General features: G+C 76.2%; 10 protein-coding genes. 1 reads left to right on the top strand and 9 read right to left on the bottom strand.

Annotation, left to right across the window (positions count from 1 at the left end; translation table 11 throughout):
* Positions 1-9: 9 nt before the first annotated feature.
* From OG989_RS26220 to OG989_RS26260, 9 genes are read right to left on the bottom strand one after another with little or no spacing between them, the layout of a single operon-like run.
* Positions 10-1,785: a condensation domain-containing protein gene (locus OG989_RS26220; protein ID WP_327028792.1), complete on the bottom strand. Its 1,776-nt coding sequence runs from the start codon at positions 1,783-1,785 to the stop codon at positions 10-12.
* Positions 1,785-4,604 carry an amino acid adenylation domain-containing protein gene (locus OG989_RS26225; RefSeq protein ID WP_327028793.1) on the bottom strand — a complete coding sequence of 940 codons (2,820 nt, stop codon included), beginning with the start codon at positions 4,602-4,604 and terminating at the stop codon, positions 1,785-1,787. The genes OG989_RS26220 and OG989_RS26225 overlap by 1 nt, the downstream gene beginning before the upstream one ends.
* Positions 4,601-5,443: an SDR family oxidoreductase gene (locus OG989_RS26230; RefSeq protein WP_327028794.1), complete on the bottom strand. Its 843-nt coding sequence runs from the start codon at positions 5,441-5,443 to the stop codon at positions 4,601-4,603. The genes OG989_RS26225 and OG989_RS26230 overlap by 4 nt, the downstream gene beginning before the upstream one ends.
* Positions 5,436-6,140 (bottom strand): thioesterase II family protein, encoded by a 705-nt coding sequence (locus OG989_RS26235; protein WP_132238353.1) that lies wholly within the window; start codon positions 6,138-6,140, stop codon positions 5,436-5,438. The genes OG989_RS26230 and OG989_RS26235 overlap by 8 nt, the downstream gene beginning before the upstream one ends.
* Positions 6,137-6,889, bottom strand: coding sequence for a thioesterase II family protein (locus tag OG989_RS26240; protein WP_151457456.1), 753 nt, complete (start codon positions 6,887-6,889; stop codon positions 6,137-6,139). The genes OG989_RS26235 and OG989_RS26240 overlap by 4 nt, the downstream gene beginning before the upstream one ends.
* Positions 6,882-12,218 (bottom strand): non-ribosomal peptide synthetase, encoded by a 5,337-nt coding sequence (locus tag OG989_RS26245; protein WP_327028795.1) that lies wholly within the window; start codon positions 12,216-12,218, stop codon positions 6,882-6,884. The genes OG989_RS26240 and OG989_RS26245 overlap by 8 nt, the downstream gene beginning before the upstream one ends.
* On the bottom strand, positions 12,215-13,231 hold the full coding sequence (locus OG989_RS26250; RefSeq protein WP_327028796.1) for a TauD/TfdA family dioxygenase: 1,017 nt from the start codon (positions 13,229-13,231) through the stop codon (positions 12,215-12,217). Before OG989_RS26250 ends, OG989_RS26245 begins: the two co-directional genes overlap by 4 nt.
* A complete protein-coding gene (locus OG989_RS26255; protein ID WP_327028797.1) occupies positions 13,228-14,286 on the bottom strand; it encodes a TauD/TfdA family dioxygenase in 1,059 nt (352 codons plus the stop codon). Before OG989_RS26255 ends, OG989_RS26250 begins: the two co-directional genes overlap by 4 nt.
* Positions 14,279-17,545, bottom strand: coding sequence for an amino acid adenylation domain-containing protein (locus OG989_RS26260; protein WP_327028798.1), 3,267 nt, complete (start codon positions 17,543-17,545; stop codon positions 14,279-14,281). Before OG989_RS26260 ends, OG989_RS26255 begins: the two co-directional genes overlap by 8 nt.
* Positions 17,546-18,044: 499 nt before the next feature.
* On the opposite strand from OG989_RS26260, the gene OG989_RS26265 reads away from it, so the two are divergent.
* Entirely contained in the window at positions 18,045-19,658 is a 1,614-nt protein-coding gene (locus OG989_RS26265) for an RICIN domain-containing protein (RefSeq protein WP_327028799.1), read from the top strand.
* The last annotated feature ends 92 nt before the right edge of the window (positions 19,659-19,750 follow it).

The raw sequence follows: 19,750 nt of genomic DNA on the forward strand, positions 1-19,750 counted from the left end.
CTCTCCGGCTCACAACTCGATGTCGATGGTGGAGGGTGCCCCGGCGGCGACCCGGCGGGCCCCGGTCAGCTCGCCGACCGGCACCCCGGGGTCGGTCAGGACGGTGTCGGCGATCTCCAGCCAGAGGTCGGCGAAGGCCCGCACCGTCCCGGGCAGGAACAGCCCGGCGTCGTACGCCCAGTGCACGCGCAGCGAGTCCGCGCGCTCGTAGACCTGCATGTCCAGGTCGAACATGGCCTGGCCGGTGGGCGCGACGGCCAACTCGACCCGCCGCCCCAGGAAGTCGGCGGCGGCCACCTCGGCGTGCTGCATCGCGAACAGCGTGTCGAAGAGCGGATGCCGGTCCTGGTCGCGGACCGGCAGCACCTCGGCGACCAGCGTGTCGAACGGGTAGTCCTGGTGGGCGAACGCGTCGACCACGTCGTGCGCCACCTCGGTCAGCGACTCCCGGAAGGTGACCTCCGGCCGCACCCGGTGCCGCAGGCAGACCGTGTTGACCAGCATCCCCATGGTCGCGTCCAGGCCCGGGGCGCCGCGACCGGCCACCGGGGTGCCGACCGTGACGTCGGTCCCGCCGGTCGCCGCGGCGAGGAAGGTCGCGTAGCAGGCGAGCAGCACCTGGAACAGGGTCACGCCCTCGCGCCGGGCCAGCGCCCGCAGGGCGGCGGTCCGCTCCGCCCCGACGTCGAACTCGACCGTGCCGGCGCGCGCCGTCGCCGGGCGGCCGGTCAGCCGCGCCGCGTCGGTGGGCAGCCGCAGGGGCGCCGGCGGCTCGGCGAAGCGCCGCCGCCAGTAGTCGCCCCCGGGCGGTTCCCCGGCGGTGGCCCACACCGCGTAGTCGGCGTACTGGGCGGGGACCGGCGGTGGTTCGCCGCCGGCGTAGACGGTGTCGACCTCGCGCAGCAGCAACGCCAGGGAGAGGCCGTCGGTGACGATGTGGTGCAGGTCCAGCGCCAGCACCGGGCCGTCGCCGGTACGCCGCAGGGCGGCCCGCAGCAGCGGCGGGGCGGCCAGGTCGAACGGCTCGACCGGCAGCGTCCCCGTGCCCTCGATCTCCGGCAGGTCGAACGGGACGGCCGGCAGCACCCGCTGCACCGGCCGGCCCGCCTCGGTGCCGAAGGAGGTGCGGAGGATGTCGTGCCGGGCGATGACGGCGCGGAACGCGTCCGCCAGCCGGGCGCGGTCGACGTCCGCCGGCAGCGGCACCAGCAGCGGCAGGTTGTAGGTCACCGACGCGGGGTCGCGGGACTGGGCGAGGAAGACGCGGCGCTGTTGCGGGGAGAGCGGGTAGGCGTCCGCCGCCTCGGCGCGGGGCAGCGGCACGGCCGCCCGGGCCCGGCCGATCTCCTCGGCGAGACCGGCCACCGTCGGGTGGCGCAGCACCGCCGCGAGGGAGACGCCCACCCCGAGGGCCCGCTGCGCCTCGACGGCCAGTCCCGTCGCGGCGAGCGAGTCGCCACCGGCGGCGTAGAAGTCGTCGAGCACGCCCAGCTTCGGCATGCCGAGCAGGCGTTCCGCGATGCGCACCAGGACGCGCTCGGTGTCGTCGCGCGGCGGCAGGTACGCCCCGAACCGGTCGTCCGGCTCCACCAGGTCGGCGGGGTCGAGGGAGTCGACCTGCACGATGTGCCGGGGCAGGTCGGCGTCGGGCAGTTCCCGGGCGAGCAGGCCGCGCAGGTGCAGCGGGTCGAGGTAGTCCTCGGCCACCACGTACGCGCAGCCGCCCTTGACGGCCACCTCGCGTACCTGGGGCCAGAGGCGGGTCAGCGTGTCGACGTCGGCCATCACCGCTCCGTACCGGTCGCGCCGACCAGGGCGCGCACCGTGGGGTGCACGTACAGGTGGCGGGGGGTGAACTCGCCGAGGCCCTGCGCGCGCAGTTCACGCAGCAGCCGCAACGCGAGCAGGGAGTTGCCGCCGAGGTCGAAGAAGTTGTCCTCCGGCCCCACCTCGGCGCCGAGCACCCGCTCCCAGACCGCCCGGATCCGCTCGGCGCGGCCGGGCCCCGCCCCGGGGTCGGCCGGTTCCCGGGGGGCGGGCAGGGGCCGGGCGGCCGGCGCGGGCAGCCGGGCGGCGTCGAGCTTGCCGTTGGCGGTGAGCGGCAGCGCCGGCAGCGGCGTCACCGTGGCCGGCACCATGTACTCGGGCAGGATCCGGGCCACCCGGCGGCGCAGCTCGGCGGGCGGGTCGGCCCCCTCGGCGAACACCACGTACGCGTGCAGCCGGGCGTCGGCGGTGTCCACCGTGACCGCCACGGCCAGCACATCCGGGTCGTCGAGCAGCACCTGGCGGATCTCGTCCAGCTCGATCCGGTAGCCACGGATCTTGACCTGGTCGTCGAGCCGGCCCAGGTGCTCCAGCCGCCCGTCCGGGAGCAGCCGGCCCCGGTCGCCGCTGCGGTACATCCGCCCGCCCCGCCAGGGGTCGGGCAGGAAGCGCTGGGCGGTCAGCTCGTCGCGGTGCAGGTAGCCGTCGGCCACCCCGGCGCCGCCGACGTGGATCTCCCCGGCGGCGCCCGGCGGCAGCAGCCGCCCCGCCGGGTCGAGCACGTGCACGTACCAGCCGGGCAGCGGGCGCCCCACGGAGCGGGTGGCGGCCAGGGCCAGGCCCCGGTCGATGGTCTGCGCGGTGACGTGCACGGTGGTCTCGGTGATGCCGAACATGTTGACCATCCGGCAGTCGCGCTCCGGGTACCGGTCGAACCAGCCGGTCAGCATGCCGGCGTCCAGCGGCTCGCCGCCGAACACCACAAGGCGCAGCCCCAGCCGGTGCGCGGCCCGCCGGTCGGCGTCGACGAGCTGCGCGAACGCCGACGGGGTCTGGTTGAGCACGGTGACCCGCTCCACGCGCAGCAGGGCGTGGAACTCGGCCGGGTCGCGTACCACCAGGTGCGGAACGACGACCAGGTGCCCGCCGGTGAGCAGGCAGCCCCAGATCTCCCAGACCGAGAAGTCGAACGCGCTGGAGTGGAACATCGTCCAGGTGTCCGCCGGGCCGAGCCCGAACTCGTCCCGGGTCGCGGCGACCAGGGCCAGCACGTTGCGGTGCGGGACCTGGACCCCCTTCGGCCGGCCCGTGGAGCCGGAGGTGTAGATGACGTACGCGGGGTCGTCCGGGCCGGCCGTCGCCGCCCCGGTGCCCGCCGGGTCGTCGGGGTCGTCGGCGAGCAGCTCGTCGACCTCCACGCCGTCGGCGCCGACGAGCAGGGTCACGCGGGAGTCCTCGACGGTGTAGCGGATGCGCTCGGCCGGGTAGGTGGGGTCGATCGGCACGTAGGCGGCGCCGGCCCTGAGCACGCCGAGCAGCGCCGCCACCAGGTCCACCGAGCGTTCCAGGCAGACGCCGACCCGGGTGCCCGGCCCGCAGCCCCGCGCCCGCAGCGCCGCCGCGATCCGCCCGGCGCGGGCGTCGAGCTGGGCGTACGTGAGCCGGTCGTCGCCGTAGGACACCGCCGGGGCGTCCGGGGTGGCCCGCGCCCACCCGGCCACCCGCTCGTGGATGCCGCCGGTCGGCTCGGGCAGGTCGACGGCCGCCCCGCCGAGGGCCGCGACCCGGTCCCGCTCGGCGTCGTCGAACAGGTCGCAGTCGGCCAGCGCCCGGTCGCCGTCGGCGAGGAGCTGGCCGAGGACGCGGGTGACGTAGCCCGCCACCGTGGCGACCACGTCGGCGGACCACACGCCGGTGCGGAAGTCGCAGGTGACGGTGCTGCCGCGCAGGGTCAGGGTGAGCGGCCACGGCGGCGTCAGGCTGGGCAGGTAGGTGTCGGCCGGACTGTCGGCGGTCAGCACGCCGACCGCGGCCTCCGGCGGCCCGGCGTCGGGCGTCCGCCCGGCAACGAGCCACGGGGCCGGCTCGGCGGGCCGGGCCGCGAGGGCGCGCAAAGTGCCGTCCACCGCCACGGGCACGACCGCCGGCCCCTCGTCGCGCAGCGTGCCGACCCGCACCCGGCGCACGCCGCCGAAGCGGGCCAGCACCGCGCCGACCGCGCCGGTCAGCGCCAGCAGGTCGGTCCCGGCGGGCACGGCGAAGGCGTACGACGCGGTCCGGTCGGCGCGCGGGTTCCCGCCCCGCCAGGCGGTGTCCCCCTCGTGTTCCCCGTCGTCCGCGGCCCCGGTCCCGGCCGTCTCCCCGGCGGCGGTCCCCGGCGACTCCGCCTGCCCGGCCGACTGAGACTGCCCGGCCGGGTCCGGCGCGACACCCTCGGGGCGGTCCCCGGGCTCCGGGCCGGCGGTCGGCTCCGCCCCGGCCGGCGACGCGATACCGGCCGCCTCGACGGCCAGCTCGCCCAGCGCGCGGCCGGTGAGCGGGCCACGCCGGGCGACGAGCACCAGGTCGGCGCCGGCGTCGTGGCGCAGCAGCACCGCCCGCACCGGCGGACCGTCGGCGGGCAGCGGCCGCGCCAGTTCCACGGCGCGGCGCGCGGCGGCCGCCGACGCGGGCATCCGGTCCACCCAGAGCCGAGCGGCGTCGAGGCCCCGACGCGCCAGCGCGGCGGCGAACCGGGCGGCGACCTCGTCGGGGTCGCCGGCGACGGCCACCGCCGCCGCGTGGCAGGAGCGGCCCGGGTCGGAGTGCTGTCGGGTGGGCTGTGGACGGCTGCTCATCGGGTGGTGAATCCTCCGTCGACGGTGATGACCGAGCCGGTGACCTGCGACGACTCGTCGGAGGCCAGCCACAGTGCGGCCTGGGCCACCGAGTCGGGCTCGATCAGCGCGTTCATCGGCTGGGCCTGGACGAACGTCTCCTCGTGCTCGGCGACCGGCACCTCCAGCGACCGGGCGATCTCGGCCAGCATCCGACCCTCGACGTACGGGTCGTCGCGCACCGAGCCGGGGCACAGGGCGTTGACCCGCACCTTCAGCGGCGCGTAGTCCAGCGCCGCGGCCCGGGTCAGGCCGACCAGGCCGTGCTTGGCGGCGACGTACCCGGCGAAGTGCCGGTAGCCGACCAGGCCGGCGGTCGACGCCACGTTGACGATGCTCCCGGCGCGCTGCCGGCACATCACCGCGCCGACCGCGCTGACCATCCGCCACGGGCCGGAGAGGTCGACGTCGAGCATGAGCTGCCACTCGGCCTCGCTGATCTCGTGCACCGGCTTGCCGGAGGGCGCCGCGATGCCGGCGTTGTTCACCAGGACGTCGATCCGGCCGAACCGGTCCAGGCAGAGCGCGACGGCGGCCCGGACCGCGTCGAGGTCCCGCACGTCGGCCTCGACCGGGTACGCGGCCACCCCCAGCTCCGCGCAGAGCTTGGCGGTGTGCGTGAGCTGGCTGGCCGAGCCGAGCGGGTACGGCACGGCGGGCAGGTCGTGGGCCACGTCCACCAGGACCAGGTCGGCGCCCTGCGCCGCGAAGGCGGTCGCGCAGGCCCGGCCGAGTCCCCGCGCGGCGCCCGTGATGATCGCGGTCCGGCCGGCCAGCCGGCCCGGCGTCGGCTCAGGCACCGGCCAGCCTCCGTCGCACCAGCGCCAGCAGCTCGGCCGGATCGTCGGCGAGGTACATGTGTCCACCGGCGACGGTGAGGGAGGCGAACCCGGCGGAGGTGACCCGGTCCCAGCCGGCCAGCGCGGAGGCGGCCACCAGGGTGTCGTCGGCGCCGCGCAGCGCGGTCACCGGCACGTCGAGCCGCTTGTCGCCGCCCGGCCGGTAGCCCTCGTGCAGCTCCACGTCGGCGCGCAGGGTCGGCAGCAGCAGCTCCCGCATGTCGGGGTCGGCCAGCGCCGGATGCGTGTAGCCGGCGAACTCCTCCACCCGCGCCACGAACTCGTCGTCGGGCAGGTCGGCGGCCGTGTGGTCGCGGCCCGACCACGGGTCGGGCGAGCCGCTGACGAACAGGTGCGCCAGCCGTACCCCGGCGGCCTGGGCCAGCCGGCCGGCCATCTCGTACGCGAGCACCGCGCCCATGCTGTGGCCGAACAGCGCCACCCGGTCGCGGCCGGCGACCAGTTCGAGCACCTCGTCGAGGAGCCCGTCGACGGCCTGGTCCATCCGGCGGTACGGCTCCTCGACGAAGCGCTTCTCCCGGCCCGGCAACTGCACCGGGAGGATCTCCAGGTCGGGCGGTGCGACCCGCTGCCACGGTTGGTACACCGAGGCGCCCGCGCCGGCGTACGGGAAGCAGAGCAGTGACGTGACGGTCAAGACGGCTCCTTGCCGAGGAGGGCGGACCGGACGGCGCCGAGCAGTCCGGGGTCGGCCCGGGCGAGCAGGTCGTGCCCGCCCGGGACGGTGACGGTGGTGCAGCCGGCGGTGGTGAGGTCGGCCCACGCCGCCGTCCCGACGTCGTCGACGTGCGGGTCGGCGTCGCCGCGGATCGCGGTGACCGGCACGCCGATCGGGCCGGCGTCGCGGTAGCGGTAGCTGCGGCCGAGTTCGAAGTCGGCGCGGGCCGCCGGCAGCGCGGCGGCGGCCAGCTCCGGGTGCGCGGCGACGGCCGCCGGCATCGTGCCCAGCGCGACCAGTTCGGCGAGGAACGTGGCGTCGTCGGCGCCGGAGTGGTCCGGTTCGACCTCGGCGCGGTGCGGGGCGACGGCCGAGGAGACCACCAGCAGATCGGCCGGCCGGTGCCCGCGTCGCTCCAGCCGGCGGACCAGCTCGAACGCGACGTACGCGCCGAGGCAGTCGCCGTAGACCGCGTACGGCCGGTCCAGGTGCGGGGCCAGGGCCGCCTCGAGGGCCTGCACCAGCGGCGTCATCCGCCGTGGCGCGGGATCGGCGACCCGCTCGCGGCGGCCCGGGTACTGCACCGCGTTCACCTCGACGGCGCGCGGCAGCCCCGCCCGCCAGGTCTCGAAGGCCCCGGCGTTGCCGCCCGCGTAGGGCAGGCAGAACAGGCGCAGGGCGGGCCGGGCGACGGGCGCCCGGACCACCAGCCACGGGTTCTCAGCCATCGCGGCTCACCCGCTCGACGACGGCGCCGTAGCTGCCCAGCGCGACGAACTCCGGCAGGGTGATGCTGCTGCCGTGGCGCTGCCGCAGCGCGGTGACCAGGCGCAGTGCGCGCAGCGAGTCGCCGCCCGCGGCGAGGAACTCCGCCCGCTCGCCGCGCGGCGCCACGCCGACGACCTCCTGCCAGACCGACGCCACCCGGGCCGCCCAGCGGTCCCGGGCGTCCCCGTCGCGCGGGGCGGGGACGACGGGACCCGCCGGTCCGACGGTGGGCAGCGGCACCGTCGGGTCGGTCGCCAGCAGCCGGCGGTACGCCTCGGCCAGCCGGTCGGCCCGCGCCTCGTCGACGTGCCGGGCGTCGTACTGGAGGGTCAGGGCGAGCTGGCCGGTGGCCGGGTCCACCTCCACGTCGACGGCGAGGCTGAACGCCACGTCGACAGTGATGCCCCGGCTGTCGACGATGCGGCTGCCACGGCCCCCGCCGCCCTCGCCCTCGTCGGCGCCGCCGTGGAAGTGGGTCCAGTTGAAGAAGTGGTCGAACCGGGGCCCGGCCCCGCCCGCCCGGACGATCTCGGCGAGCGGGAACCGGTGGTGGCCCATCAGCGACCGCTCCGCCTGCCAGGCGGCGGCGGCCAGCTCGGCCAGCGACCGGGTGCCCAGCACGGCGCTCACCGGCAGGGTGTTGAGGAACAGCCCGAGCGTGGCGTCGCTCCCCTCGGCCTCGGGCCGGGCGCCGACGACCAGCCCGGTGACCACCTCGTCCCGGCCGGCGACCTCCCCGATCACCCGCAGGTGGACCGCGAGCAGCCAGGACTTGGCCGGTACGCCGGCGGCCCGGGCGGCCGCGGTGACGGCGCCGGTGGTGGACGCCGCCAGCGGCACCCGCCGGGTGGTGGTGATCCGTGGCTCCGCCCCGCCGAGCAGCAGCGGCGGCACGCCGCCGGCACCCTCGAGCCAGAACCGGCGTGACCCGGCGTCCGCCACGGCCTCCCGTTCCGCCGCCACGTACGCGCGGAAGGGCAACGTCGGGCGGTGCGGCACGGACAGCCCGGCGCGGCGCCGGTCGTACGCGGCCAGCAACTCGCCGAGGAGGAGGTGCAGGCTCCAGCCGTCGAGGATCGCGTGGCACTCCGCCACGATCAGGGTGAAGGTGTCGGTGTCGTCGCGCACGGCGTGCAGCCGCAGCAGCGGCGGCCGGTCCCAGTCGAAGGGCCGCACCCGCTCGGCCGCCACCAGCTCGTCGACGCGGGCCCGGCGGGTGGCCTCGTCGGCGTCGGTCAGCTCCGTCACCGGCACCTCGACCGGCACCTCGGCGTGCACCAGTTGCAGCGGCTCGGTGTGGGTGCCGAGGGAGAAGCCGGTCCGCAGCACCGGGTGCCGCGCGACCAGGTCGGCCAGCGCGGCGCGCAGCGCCTCCGCCTCCAGCGGCGCGTCGACGCGGTGCGCGGTGACGTTGTGGTACATCGCCGGGTCGCCGGTCAGCTCGCAGTGGTAGACCATGCCCTGTTGCAGCGCGGTCATCGGGTAGGCGTCGGCCAGCCCGGCGGGCAGGCGGTCCCGGTCGGCGGCGGCGACCAGGGCGAACGGTTCCGCCGCCCCGGAGGCGTCGGTGGCGTCGGCGCCGGGCCCGGTGAGGGTGATCTCGCCGTGCGCGACCAGTTCCCGGATCGACTGGTGCACGAAGATGTCGCCGAGCCGGAACGACAGGCCGCGCCGGTTCGCCGCGACCTGCATCTGGATGCTGCGGATCGAGTCGCCGCCGAGGGCGAAGAAGCTGTCGGTCACCCCGACCGACTGCGTGCCCAGGACCTCCCGCCACGCCTCGACGAGGATCTCCTCGGCCCGGTTGGCCGGCGCCACGGCCGGCTCCCGCCGGGCCCGGTCGAGCTCCGGCGCGGGCAGCGCGGCCCGGTCGAGCTTGCCGTTGCGGGTCAGCGGCAGGTCGTCGAGGAGCACCACGGCCGCGGGGACCAGGTGGGCGGGCAGCCGCTGGGCGAGCCAGTCGGTCAACCGGGCCTCCAGCGGGCCGGCGGCCGGGCCGTCCGGGACCGCCACCGCGGGCCGCGGGTCGGCGGCGTACTCGGGGCGCACGGCGTGCAGGGTGTGCCGGTCGGTGCCGGTGAGCAGGTCGTCCTGGCGGGTGACCACGTCGAACCCGCGGTCCTCGAAGAGGGCGATCAGCTCGTCCAGGCGCCCCTCGGTGTCGGTGCCGACGGCGTCGTGCACCTCCATGGCGACCTGCGCGATGAGCAGCCAGTGCCGCTCCTCGATGCCGGCGAGCACGTCGGCCTCGGCCCGCTGCACGTCGATCTTCAGCAGGTCGATGCGCTCCGGCCCGACCTCGTCGATGACCTCCGACAGCGGGCGCACGTCGACTGTCACCTCGGAGCCGTCGAAGCGCTCCGCCAACAGCTCGTCGACCCGCTCCAGCAGGGTCTCCCGGTCGGACTCGCCCCGGTCGCGCTCGTTGGCGAGGAACCGCTTGATCACGGCGACCTCGGCCGCCGGGTCGGCGTACGCGGCCTGGCCGGACATCATCGAGTAGCCCGGGTAGTAGGTGAAGGAGACCTGCCCCGGCGCGGTGGACAGGCCCACCGGGTGCACGGTGGCCGGCACGCCGAACTCCTCGACGTTGCGCCGCAGGGCCGCCACCACCGACGGCACCGGCTCGAAGGCGTGGATGGTCGCGTCCGGGCAGGCCGCGTGGACGAACAGCGAGAACATGCCGATGTTGGCGCCGACGTCGAAGACCGTCGCGCCCCGGCGCAGCACGATGCCGTCGCGCAGGTAGACCCGCTGCGTGAAGATCTCGTCGTACAGGTAGCGGGTCTCGTGCGGGTTGATCCCGGCGACCCGGTCCAGGTCGACGTCGACGGCCGGCGCGGCCGGGCGGACGTAGCCGACGAGGCGGTCGCCGTGCCCGTCGTCGTCGCGGGCCACGACCGCCGCGTCGGCGACCTCCGGGTGCGCCCGCAGCGTCGCGGCCACCTCGCCCGGCTCCACCCGGAAGCCGTGGATCTTCACCTGGTCGTCCAGCCGGCCCAGGTAGCGCAGGCGCCCCTCGGCGTCGAAGCGCACCCGGTCGCCGGTGCGGTAGACCCGCTCCGTCCGGCCGTCGGGCAGGGCGGCCCGGACGAACCGGCGGCCCGTCGTCTCCGGGTCGCCCAGGTAGCCGTCGGCCAGCTGCGGCCCGCTGACGCAGAGTTCGCCGGCCACGCCGGGCGGCACCGGCCGCAGCCGCTCGTCGAGGACCCACACGCCGACGCCCGGCAGCGGACGGCCGATGGTCGGCGCCGTCGCGGGGCGGATCTCGGCAGCGGTGCTGTCCACGGTGCACTCGGTCGGCCCGTACAGGTTGACCGCCCGGACGCCGGGCAGCGCGGCGAGGGTGTCCCAGAGGTCCGGCGGGATCGCCTCGCCGCCCACCAGCAGCAGCTCCGGCAGCCGGGCGTCGCCGGCCCCGGCGAGCAGGATGCGCAGCTGGGAGGGGGTCAGGTCGAGCACGTCGACCCGGTTGTCGGCGAGGGCCACGGCCAGCTCGGCACCGTCGCGCCGGACGTCCTCGGGCACCAGGTACAGGCTGCGGCCGTGGGCCAGCTGCACGAGCTGCTTGACCGAGGCGTCGAAGGTGAGCGGGGCGTTCACCGCCACCCGCAGCCCGGCCCGGCTGCCCGCGTACACGGTCTCCTCGAGCGCGTACGCCAGGTGGGCCGCGGCGCCGTGCGGGACCTGGACCGGTCGCGGCGTGCCCGTGGAGCCGGAGGTGAAGATGACGTAGGCGGGATCGATGGGCGCCGCCGGGGGCACGGCCGCCGTCGCGGTGCCGGCGGCCAACTCGGCGACGGTCGCGCCGGCGAGCCCCGCCGGGCCGCCCGCGCCGACGACGAGCCCGGCGTCGACCGCGCGGACCTGCGCGGCGAGCCGCTCCGCCGGCGCCGCCGGGTCCAGCGGTACGTACACCGCGCCGGCCCGCAGCACGCCGAGGAACGCGGCGACGGTGTCCCGGGAACGGGTGGCGAGCACGCCCACCCGCGCGCGGTGCAGCCCCCGCTCGACCAGGCCCGCGGCGACCCGGGCCGCGACGTCGCGCAGCTCGCCGACGGTGTACGTGCCGTCGGCGGCGACCACCGCCGGGCTGTCCTGGTCGGCGCCGGCCAGCCCGTCGTCGAGCAGCTCGACGAGGGTGCGCACCGCGGCGCGGGACGGCTCGCCGGCCGCCTCGGCGAGCCAGCGGGCCTCCCCCTCGCCGGTCAGCACCAGCGGCGTGCCGTCGGCCAGCGCCCGGGGCAGCGACCCCAGGATCGCCAGCAGGCCCTCCAGCAACCAGCGGCCCCCGACGACCCGCAGGGTCACCTCGTCGTCGCCGACCACGGCGGTCAGCTGCGGGCCGGCCGTCGCGGGCGGCGCGGAGACCTCGACGGCGGTGGCGCCCAGGCCACCCAGGGCCGCCGGGTCCCCGGCCGGTACGACGGCGAAACCGGCGACCGCGTCGGAGTGTTCGCCGACCGGATCGACCAGGTGGAACGCCTCCTCGGCGGCGGACTCGGCGGCGCGTACCTCGTCGAGCAGCGCCTTGGGCGCGGCCGGCAGGGGCAGGCCCAGCCGGATCGGCGCGTGGCCGCCCAGCGGGCCGACGACACCGGCCGTCCCGGTGGCCTGCCGCCCGTCGCTCCACCGGGCCAGCACCAGGTCCGCGTCGTCGACCCCGGCGGGCGGCTCGGCCCGGCGGGACAGCGCGAGCGCCCAGGCGGCGAAGAGCAGGTTCGCGACGCCGACGCCGGCCTCCCGCGCGGCGGCGGTCAGCGCCGCGGCGGGCAGGGTCGCGGTGCCGACCTCGGCCGGGTCGTCGCCGTGCGGGGTGACCAGCCGCGCGGCCGGCGCGGCGGGTGCGCCGAACGGGTCGTCCTCCTGCCGCTGCGACAGCTGCCACTCGGTGACGTCGAGGAACTGCAGGGCGTCGGGGTCGTCGGCCAGCCGGCCGTCGGCGTACGCGCGGGCCAGGTCGGCGAGGACGAGCCGCAGGCTCGCCGGGTCGGCGATCAACGGCGTGGCGGCCAGCTCCAGGGCGTCGTCGGTGACGGTCACCGACAGCTCGCCCTGGGCGCCGACGACGACGCTGCGGCCGTCGTCGACGTCCTGCAACGGCACCCGCAGCCCGGGGTGGTGCACCAGGGTCAGGCGCAGCGCCTCGTGCCGGGCGACCACCGCGTCCAGGGCGGTCTGCAACCGGGCCCGGTCCAGCGGGCGGTCGAGCAGCACCCGGGCGCGGACCAGGTCCTGCGCCCCGGACCAGGCCAGCCGCTGGATCGGGGACAGACGGTAGCCGTTCACACCACGCTCCGGTTGAGGTAGAGGTCGGACATGGCGACCAGGATCTGCCGGTCGCCGCTGAAGGGTTCGCGACCGTGGGTCGTGAGGAAGTTGTCCACCACCAGCACGTCGCCGCGCTGCCAGGGAACCGACACCGCGTGTTCCCGATACAGGTCCCGGATGCCGGCCACCACCTCGTCGGGGATCGGCTCGCCGTCGCCGTAGTAGGCGTTGCGGGGCAGCCCCTCGGGCCCGTACTCGCGCAGCAGTGCGGCCGACACCTCGGCGGGCATGTTGGAGACGTGGAACAGGTGCGCGTGGTTGAACCAGACCGTCTCGCCGGTGCGCGGGTGGGTCGCCACCGCCTGCCGGCGGGCCCGCGTCCGCAGCCCGTCGCCGTCGAGCCAGGTGTACTCGGTGGCCGAATCGGCGCAGTACTTCTCCACCTCGGCGCGGTCGGTCGTCTGGAACGCCTCCTGCCAGGGCATGTCCAGGTGCGGACCGTAGTTGCGCACGTAGCTGACCCCGTGCCGGAGGAACCGCTGCCGTACCTCGGCGGGAATGCGCGGGCTCACCACCCGCTCGCTGGCCAGCGGGGTCGCGCCGCCGCTGCCGGTGGCCGGCTGGGCGCACCAGAAGTAGAGGTGGGTGGGCCAGTTGTGCGAGTACGACATCTCGTGGTGCAGCGGGATCCACTGCTCGGCGTTGAACTCGGTGGAGGTGAAGACCTTCTCCGCGACCTCGTGCCGGGGCGCGGCGCGTTCCAGGTAGCCGAGCAGGTCCGGGCTGACCGCGCGGGCGGCCCGGCTGAAGTCGTCGGCCGTGGCCACCTCGAAGCCCCGGAAGAAGACCGCCCCGTGGGCGTCGAGGTCGCGCAGCAGCTCGTCGCGGCGCCCCGCCAGCCAGCCGGCCAGGTCGAGATCCGGCACGGCGGCCTCCACCAGCAGCACGAACGTGCCGTCGACCAGCACCCGGCGGGACACCGGCGAGGTGACCGCCACGCTGCCCCGTCGGCGCGGCGCCGGCCCGGTCACGACCGCACCCCCGTGGAGGTCACGGTGGCGGCGGTCAGCTCGGGCGCGGCGACCGGGTCGGACATCGCGGTCAGGATGCGCCGGGGCGGCGTGAACGGCTCCCGGGCGTGCGCGGCCAGCATGTTCTCCACCAGCAGCACGTCGCCGCGCCGCCAGGCGAAGGAGCGGGTCTCGGCCGCGTACGCGGCGCGCAGCTCGGCCAGCACGTCGTCGCCGATGGGCGTGCCGTCGCCGTACGCGGTCTGGTAGGGCAGGTCCTCCTCGGCGAGCGACGCGCGCAGCCCGGCGCTGACCTCCGCCGGCAGCGAGGTGACGTGGAAGAACAGGGCGTGGTTGAACCAGGTCCGCTCCCCCGTCACCGGGTGCTCCCGCACGGCGGGGCGGACCTGCCGGGTGCGCAGCTGCTGCTCGCCGACCCACTCGACGTCGATCAGCGCACGGGCGCAGTACGCCTCCACGTCGGCCCGGTCGTCGGTCTGGAAGGCCGTCTGCCACGGCAGGCTGATCCCCGGCAGGTAGTTGCGCCGGTAGAGCACGCCCCGGCGCTCGAATCCGGCGACCGTCTCCGGCCGCAGCCGCTCGAGCACCCGGCGGCTGTCGGCCAGCGGGGTGCGCCCACCGGCGGCAGGCTCGGTCTCGCAGTGGAAGACGATGCGCAGCGGCCAGTTCACCGTGTACGACTGCTCGTTGTGCAGCACGATCGGCTGGTCGGCCGGGTGCTCGGTGGAGGTGTAGACGCCCTCGGTCACCTCGCTGCGCGGCGACGAGCGCTCGCCGTAGCTGAGCACGTCGTCGGAGAGGGCGGCCATGACGGTGCGGAAGTCGGCCGCGCCGTCCACCGCGAAGCCACGGAACAGCACGGCGCCGGCGCGGCGCGCCAGCTCGTCCACGGTGGACCGGTTGCCGGCCAGCCAGGCGGCCAGGTCCACGTCGGGCACGTTGGCCCGGACGAGGGCCGGCAGGGGCCCGCCGGGCCAGTCGGGGCGTACGTCGACCAGGGACCGTTCGCGGCCGCGGCGCGGGATCACCGGCGCGACCGGGGTCTGCTCACTCATCTCTCGTTCCCCCCAGGGTGTGGGCACATCGGGCGAGGCTGCGCCGGGGATCGGCGGCCGCGCCGCGTAGGAGTGCGGTGAAGCGGCGGTGCCACGTGTCGACCAGTTCGCCGTCGAAGCGGTCGGTGCGGTAGGTCCAGAGCGCCGCCAGCCCGTCGCGGCGCTCGTCGAGCCAGAGGGTCAGGTCGAGCCGGGCGGTGTCGGGGGTCAGCTCCACCCCGAGGAACTCGCCGCCGGAGGCGTCGACGTGCCGGGCCGCCGGGGCGTTCTGCACGCCGAACGCGACCTGGACCAGCGGGTTGCGGCCCGGCTGCCGGGCCGGGCGGAGCCGCTCGACGACGACGTCGAACGGCACGTCCTGGTGGGCGGCGGCGAAGAGGGTCATCTGGCGCGCCTCGTCCACCAGGTCGGCGAAGGACCGGTCCGGGCCGGGCCGCAGGCGCAGGGGCATGGTGTTGACGAAGCAGCCGACGCTCTGTTCGGCGGCGACGCTGGTCCGGCCGGCGAAGGCGACACCGATGAGCACGTCGGTGCGGCCGGTCTCCGCGGCGACCAGCGCGGCGAAGGCGGCCAGCCCGACCATGTGCAGGCTGGCGCGGCTGGCGCGGGCGAGGTCGCGGACCACGGCGGCGGTGTCGTCGTCGATGCGGGTCCGCAGGGCGGCCCCGGCCGGGGACCGGTCCGCGCGGGGCGACGTGCCGGCGGCGCGCGCCGGTGCGGCGGCGGGCAGGTCCAGGACCGTCGGCGCGCCGCGCAGCGCGGCGACCACGGCGGCCACGGCCTCCCGTCCGGCCGGGGCGGCCAGCCAGTCCCGCTGGGCCACGGCGAGTTCCGCCGGGCCGGTCGCCGGACCGGCCGGCCACGGCGGGCCCGCCCCGGCGCCCGCCGACTCGGCCTCGCAGGCGCGGCCCAGGTCCCGCACGATGACGCTGAACGACCAGTCGTCGCAGACGATGTGGTGGGCGACCAGGAGCAGCGCCGCCCGCCCGTCGTCGGCGGCGACCAGTCGGGCGCGCAGCAGCGGGCCGGTGGCGAGGTCCATGGGGGTACGCGCGTCGGCGGCGGCGAGCTGGTCGAGCTGCTCGTCCAGCGGCACCCCGGCACGGGGCGGGGCGACGACCAGCGGGACGTCGAGGTCGTCGCGGACCCGCTGCACCGGGCCGTCCGGGGTCGACGGGAAGACGGTGCGCAGCGCCGGATGCCGGGCCACCACGCGGCGCAGTGCCCGGCCGAGCGCTCCCGGGTCGGTCCCCGGCGGCAGCCGGACCGCGAACGACACCAGGTAGGAGGTGTCGGCCGGGTCCAGCTGGTGCAGGAACCACAGCCGGGTCTGCGCGGCCGAGAGCGGGGCCGTGTCCCCGGGCGCCGCGGGTGGCGTACCGCCGGCCGACGGGTGCCCCGGCCCGGGTGCGGCTCCGGCGGTCGCGGTCCCGGCGGGCGCGGCGGTGCCGGCGGGCGCGGCGGCGGGTCCGGCGGCTCGGCGCAGGTCGTCGAGGTGGTCGGCGAGCGCCTCCACCGTGGCGTGCGCGAACAGCGCCGCCGGGGCGACCGGCAGGCCCGTCGCGGCGGCGAGCCGGGTGGCGCAGCGTACGGCCAGGAGAGAGTCGCCCCCGAGGGCGAGGAAGTCCGCCTCCGCCCGGTCCACCGGCCGGCCGAGCACGTCCCGCCAGACGGCGGCGACCGTGGCGGCGGAGCCGGCCAGCGGCGTGCCGTCGCCGTCGATCGCGGGGCCGGCGGCCTCCGGGGCGGGCAGCGCCGCCCGGTCGACCTTGCCGTTGGGGGTGGTCGGCAGGCGGTCCAGCCAGACGACGGCGGACGGCACGAGCGGGGCGGGGACCGTCTCCCGCAGCAGGTCCCGCACGTCGTCGCGGCGCTCGCCGACGAGGTAGCCGACGAGCAGCGGGTCGCCGCTCGGCCCGGTCCGCACCGCGGCGGTCGCCTCGCGTACGCCGGGCAGGGCGGCCAGCCGCGCGGCCACCTCGCCCAGCTCGATGCGGTAGCCGCGCAGCTTCACCTGGTCGTCCATCCGGCCGAGGAACTGCAACTGCCCGTCGGGGCGCAGCCGGACCCGGTCGCCGGTGCGGTACATCCGCTCCCCCGGGCGGAACGGATCGGCCAGGAAACGCGCCCGGGTCTCGTCCGGCCGGTTGAGGTAGCCCCGGGCCAGCCCGGCACCGGCCAGGTACAGCTCTCCCGGCTCTCCGGGCGGCACCGGCCGGCCGTCCGCGTCGAACAGGTAGACGCGGGTGCCCGGCAACGGACGGCCGATCGGCGGGTCTCCCCCGTCGGCCGGCACCTCCGCCCAGGTCGAGTAGGTGGTGTCCTCGGACGGCCCGTAGAGGTTGCAGAGCCGGCGTACGTGCGGCCGGGCGAGCACCCGGGCGGCGAGCGCCGCGGTCAACGGCTCGCCGGCGAGGCAGACGGTGCGGACGCTGCCCGGCAGCGCGCCGGCCGCGAGCAGCTCGGTCATCGCCGACGGCACGGTGTTGACCAAAGCGACGGGCAGCCGGTCGGCGTCCGGCGCGGCCAGCGCCAGCGCGTCGCGGACGAGCACCACCCGACCGCCCCAGCAGAGCGGGCCGAAGAGCTCGAAGACGGACAGGTCGAAGCAGACGGACGTGGCGGCGAGCACGCCGCCCAGTTCGACGTCGGTGAAGGTCTCCCGGGTCCAGTGCATGAGCACGGAGGCCGAGCGGTGCTCGACGGCGACGCCCTTGGGCCGGCCGGTGGAGCCGGAGGTGTAGATGACGTACGCCAGGTCGGACGGGTCGCCGGGCAGGCCGGGGCGGGCCGCCGGGCGGGCGTCGAGGTCGAGGTCGTCGAGACGGAGCGCGGCGTCGGCGAACCGGTCGGCGAGGTCGGCCACCGTCAGCACCAGTCGGGCCCCGGAGTCCTCGGTCATGAAGGCGACCCGGGCGGCCGGGTAGGCCGGGTCCAGCGGCACGTAGCAGGCACCGGCCTTGAGCACGCCCAGCAGCGCGACCACGAGCCGGGGACTGCGGGGCAGGCAGACGCCGACGCGGTCACCCTGGCGCACCCCCCGGTCGACGAGGAGCGCGGCCAACCGGTTGGCCGCCGCGTCCAGCTCGCCGTAGGTGAGAACCTGCCCGTCGCACCACACGGCGTCGGCGTCCGGGGTCCGGTCGACCTGGGCCTCGACCATCCGGTGCAGGGTGTCGACGGCGGGCGGTCGGACGTCGGGGCGACGGGACTGGGTGGGCCGACGGACCGGCCCGGCGGGGCGCGCTGGTGCGCTCACCGCGAACCGCAAGCTGGCATGGCGCGTCCCACCGAGCATTCCCCCCACTACCGACGGTGATCGGTCGCGCGCCCGCTGCCAGGCCGACGACCGGAGACGATGACGCATCGTGACCATGAGCCACCGGGCCATCGCTCTCCGCAGAGAGAGTCCACGACCGCCGATTCCACTGCCAAGATGTCTCCCAGAATCCGGGACACGAGTGGCGCCCGCATGGAATCCCAGATTCGGCCGTTCCCGCGGGTGATCAGGCGCCCCGACGGGCCCCACCACGGCAGACTTCCCACCGCGCGATCAACGGGTCCGATGTGGCCACCGAACGACTGTCAGGTATCGGGCAGCTCCCCCGACCGCCGGCCGCCGACCGCGCCGACGGCGTTCGCGCCGGCGCGGGAAAGCGCTTACCATCTTCTATGCATCGACGGGATTGGATCGCTGGCGGCCTCGACGGGGTGGTCGCGCGCCCCTCCCGCCGCCCCGCGCCAGCCGAAGGAGCCACATGACGTCCCCCGACCCGCACAGACATCCCACCCGTCGACGCCTCGGCCTGGTGGCCGCGGCCGCGCTGGCGCTCGTCGGCGCCGCCGTGGCCGTCGGTCCGCAGCCCGCCGCGGCGGCCACGGTCGACCCCGGCGCCACCTACGTCCTCGTCAACCGGCACAGCGGCAAGGCCATGGACCTGTGGGGCTGGTCCACCGCCGACGGCGCGCCGGTCAACCAGTTCACCCGCAACGACCTGGCCGTGCAGCAGTGGCGGTTCGTCGACGTGGGCGGCGGATACCACCAGATCCGCTCGGCGCACAGCGGCAAGGTGCTGGAACTGCCGAGCGCCGAGGACGGGGTCCAACTCGTCCAGAACACCGCCGCCAGCGGCAACACCCGGCAGCACTTCCGGCTCGCCGACGCCGACGGCGGCCACGTCCGCCTCGTCAACCGGCACTCCAACAAGGCGCTGGACGTGTGGCAGTGGTCGACCGCCGACGGCGCGATGATCTCCCAGTACCAGGACCTCGGCGGCGCCAACCAGCAGTGGCAGTTGGTCAATCTCGGCTCCGGCGGCACCGCCTGCGGCAGCGGCGCGTTCCAGGCCGAGGCGGTGCTCAGCGGCGGCACCTGGACCGCCCGCAACGGCGCCAGCACGGTCTACACCGGAAGCGACATGCGCGCCGCCGTCCAGGCCGCCGTGAACAGCCTCAGCGCCGGGCGGACCAGCAAGCAGCGCGTCGTCGTACGAGGCTCCGGCTCGATGAGCGCCGGTTCACGGATCTCCCTGCCCAGCTACACCGCGATCGACGTCTGCGGCACCATCGACGTCACCGGCTCGGGCAGCGGCGACCAGGCGCCCATCTACTCCCGCGGCACCACCAACATCGAGGTCGGGCACCTCACCGTCACCGGCGCCCCGCTCTACGGGATCTTCCTGCGCAACGTCACGGACGTCGTCCTCGGCCGCATCGACATGCGGCTCCGCAGCGGGCTCGGGATCCGCATCGACAACCGCGGGGACACCAGCCAGTGGACCCGCAACGTCCGGATCGACAGCGCGTACGTCTCCGGCGCCAGCTCCCACGCGGTCGAGACGTACGGCGTGGACGGGCTGACCATCGGCACCGTCACGGCGCGCGACGTGGGCGAGTCTGGCCTGCTGCTCAACCAGACGATCAACGCCACGGTCACCACCGTCGACGCCGAGAACGCCGGCGCCGGCACCGGGTACGCCGCCTTCCGGATGGCCAACCGCAACGGGCGCGTGGGCTCCGGCTACCCGACCAACGTCCGGGTGGGCACCGTCCGGGCACGCGGCGGCGGCCGGGGGATCTTCTGCGTCTCCGAGTCCGGGGGCGCCACGGTCGACCGGGTGGACATCGCCAACACCGGCAACAACGCGGTCCTGATCGAGAACTGCCAGAACGTGAACATCGCCGCCGGCGGCGGCACGATCAGCGGCGGCGGCGAGATCCGGCTGGCCGAGCGCACCGAGTTCCCCGGCAACCGGGACATCACGCTGCGCAACTTCACGCTGGTGAACAACCGGATCGTCGAGAACCCCTGCGCGGACAACCTGACCATCAGCAACGTCGGGCTGAGCAACTCCACGATCGTCCGGTGCTGACCGGGCGGCCCCGGCACGCTCGCCGGGGTCGCTCCGGCCGTCCGGCGTCGGCAATCGACCGGGACGCCGGATGGTCGGACGGGCACGGACGC

It is taken from the genome of Micromonospora sp. NBC_01740 (assembly GCF_035920365.1).
Lineage (GTDB): Bacteria > Actinomycetota > Actinomycetes > Mycobacteriales > Micromonosporaceae > Micromonospora > Micromonospora reichwaldensis.

Bases quoted from the DNA above. Each gene is read 5' to 3' on its own strand.
- OG989_RS26220 (WP_327028792.1), bottom strand. From the start codon at position 1,785: ATGGCCGACGTCGACACGCTGACCCGCCTCTGGCCCCAGGTACGCGAG.
- OG989_RS26225 (WP_327028793.1), bottom strand. From the start codon at position 4,604: ATGAGCAGCCGTCCACAGCCCACCCGACAGCACTCCGACCCGGGCCGC.
- OG989_RS26240 (WP_151457456.1), bottom strand. From the start codon at position 6,889: ATGGCTGAGAACCCGTGGCTGGTGGTCCGGGCGCCCGTCGCCCGGCCC.
- OG989_RS26255 (WP_327028797.1), bottom strand. From the start codon at position 14,286: ATGAGTGAGCAGACCCCGGTCGCGCCGGTGATCCCGCGCCGCGGCCGC.
- OG989_RS26265 (WP_327028799.1), top strand. From the start codon at position 18,045: ATGACGTCCCCCGACCCGCACAGACATCCCACCCGTCGACGCCTCGGC.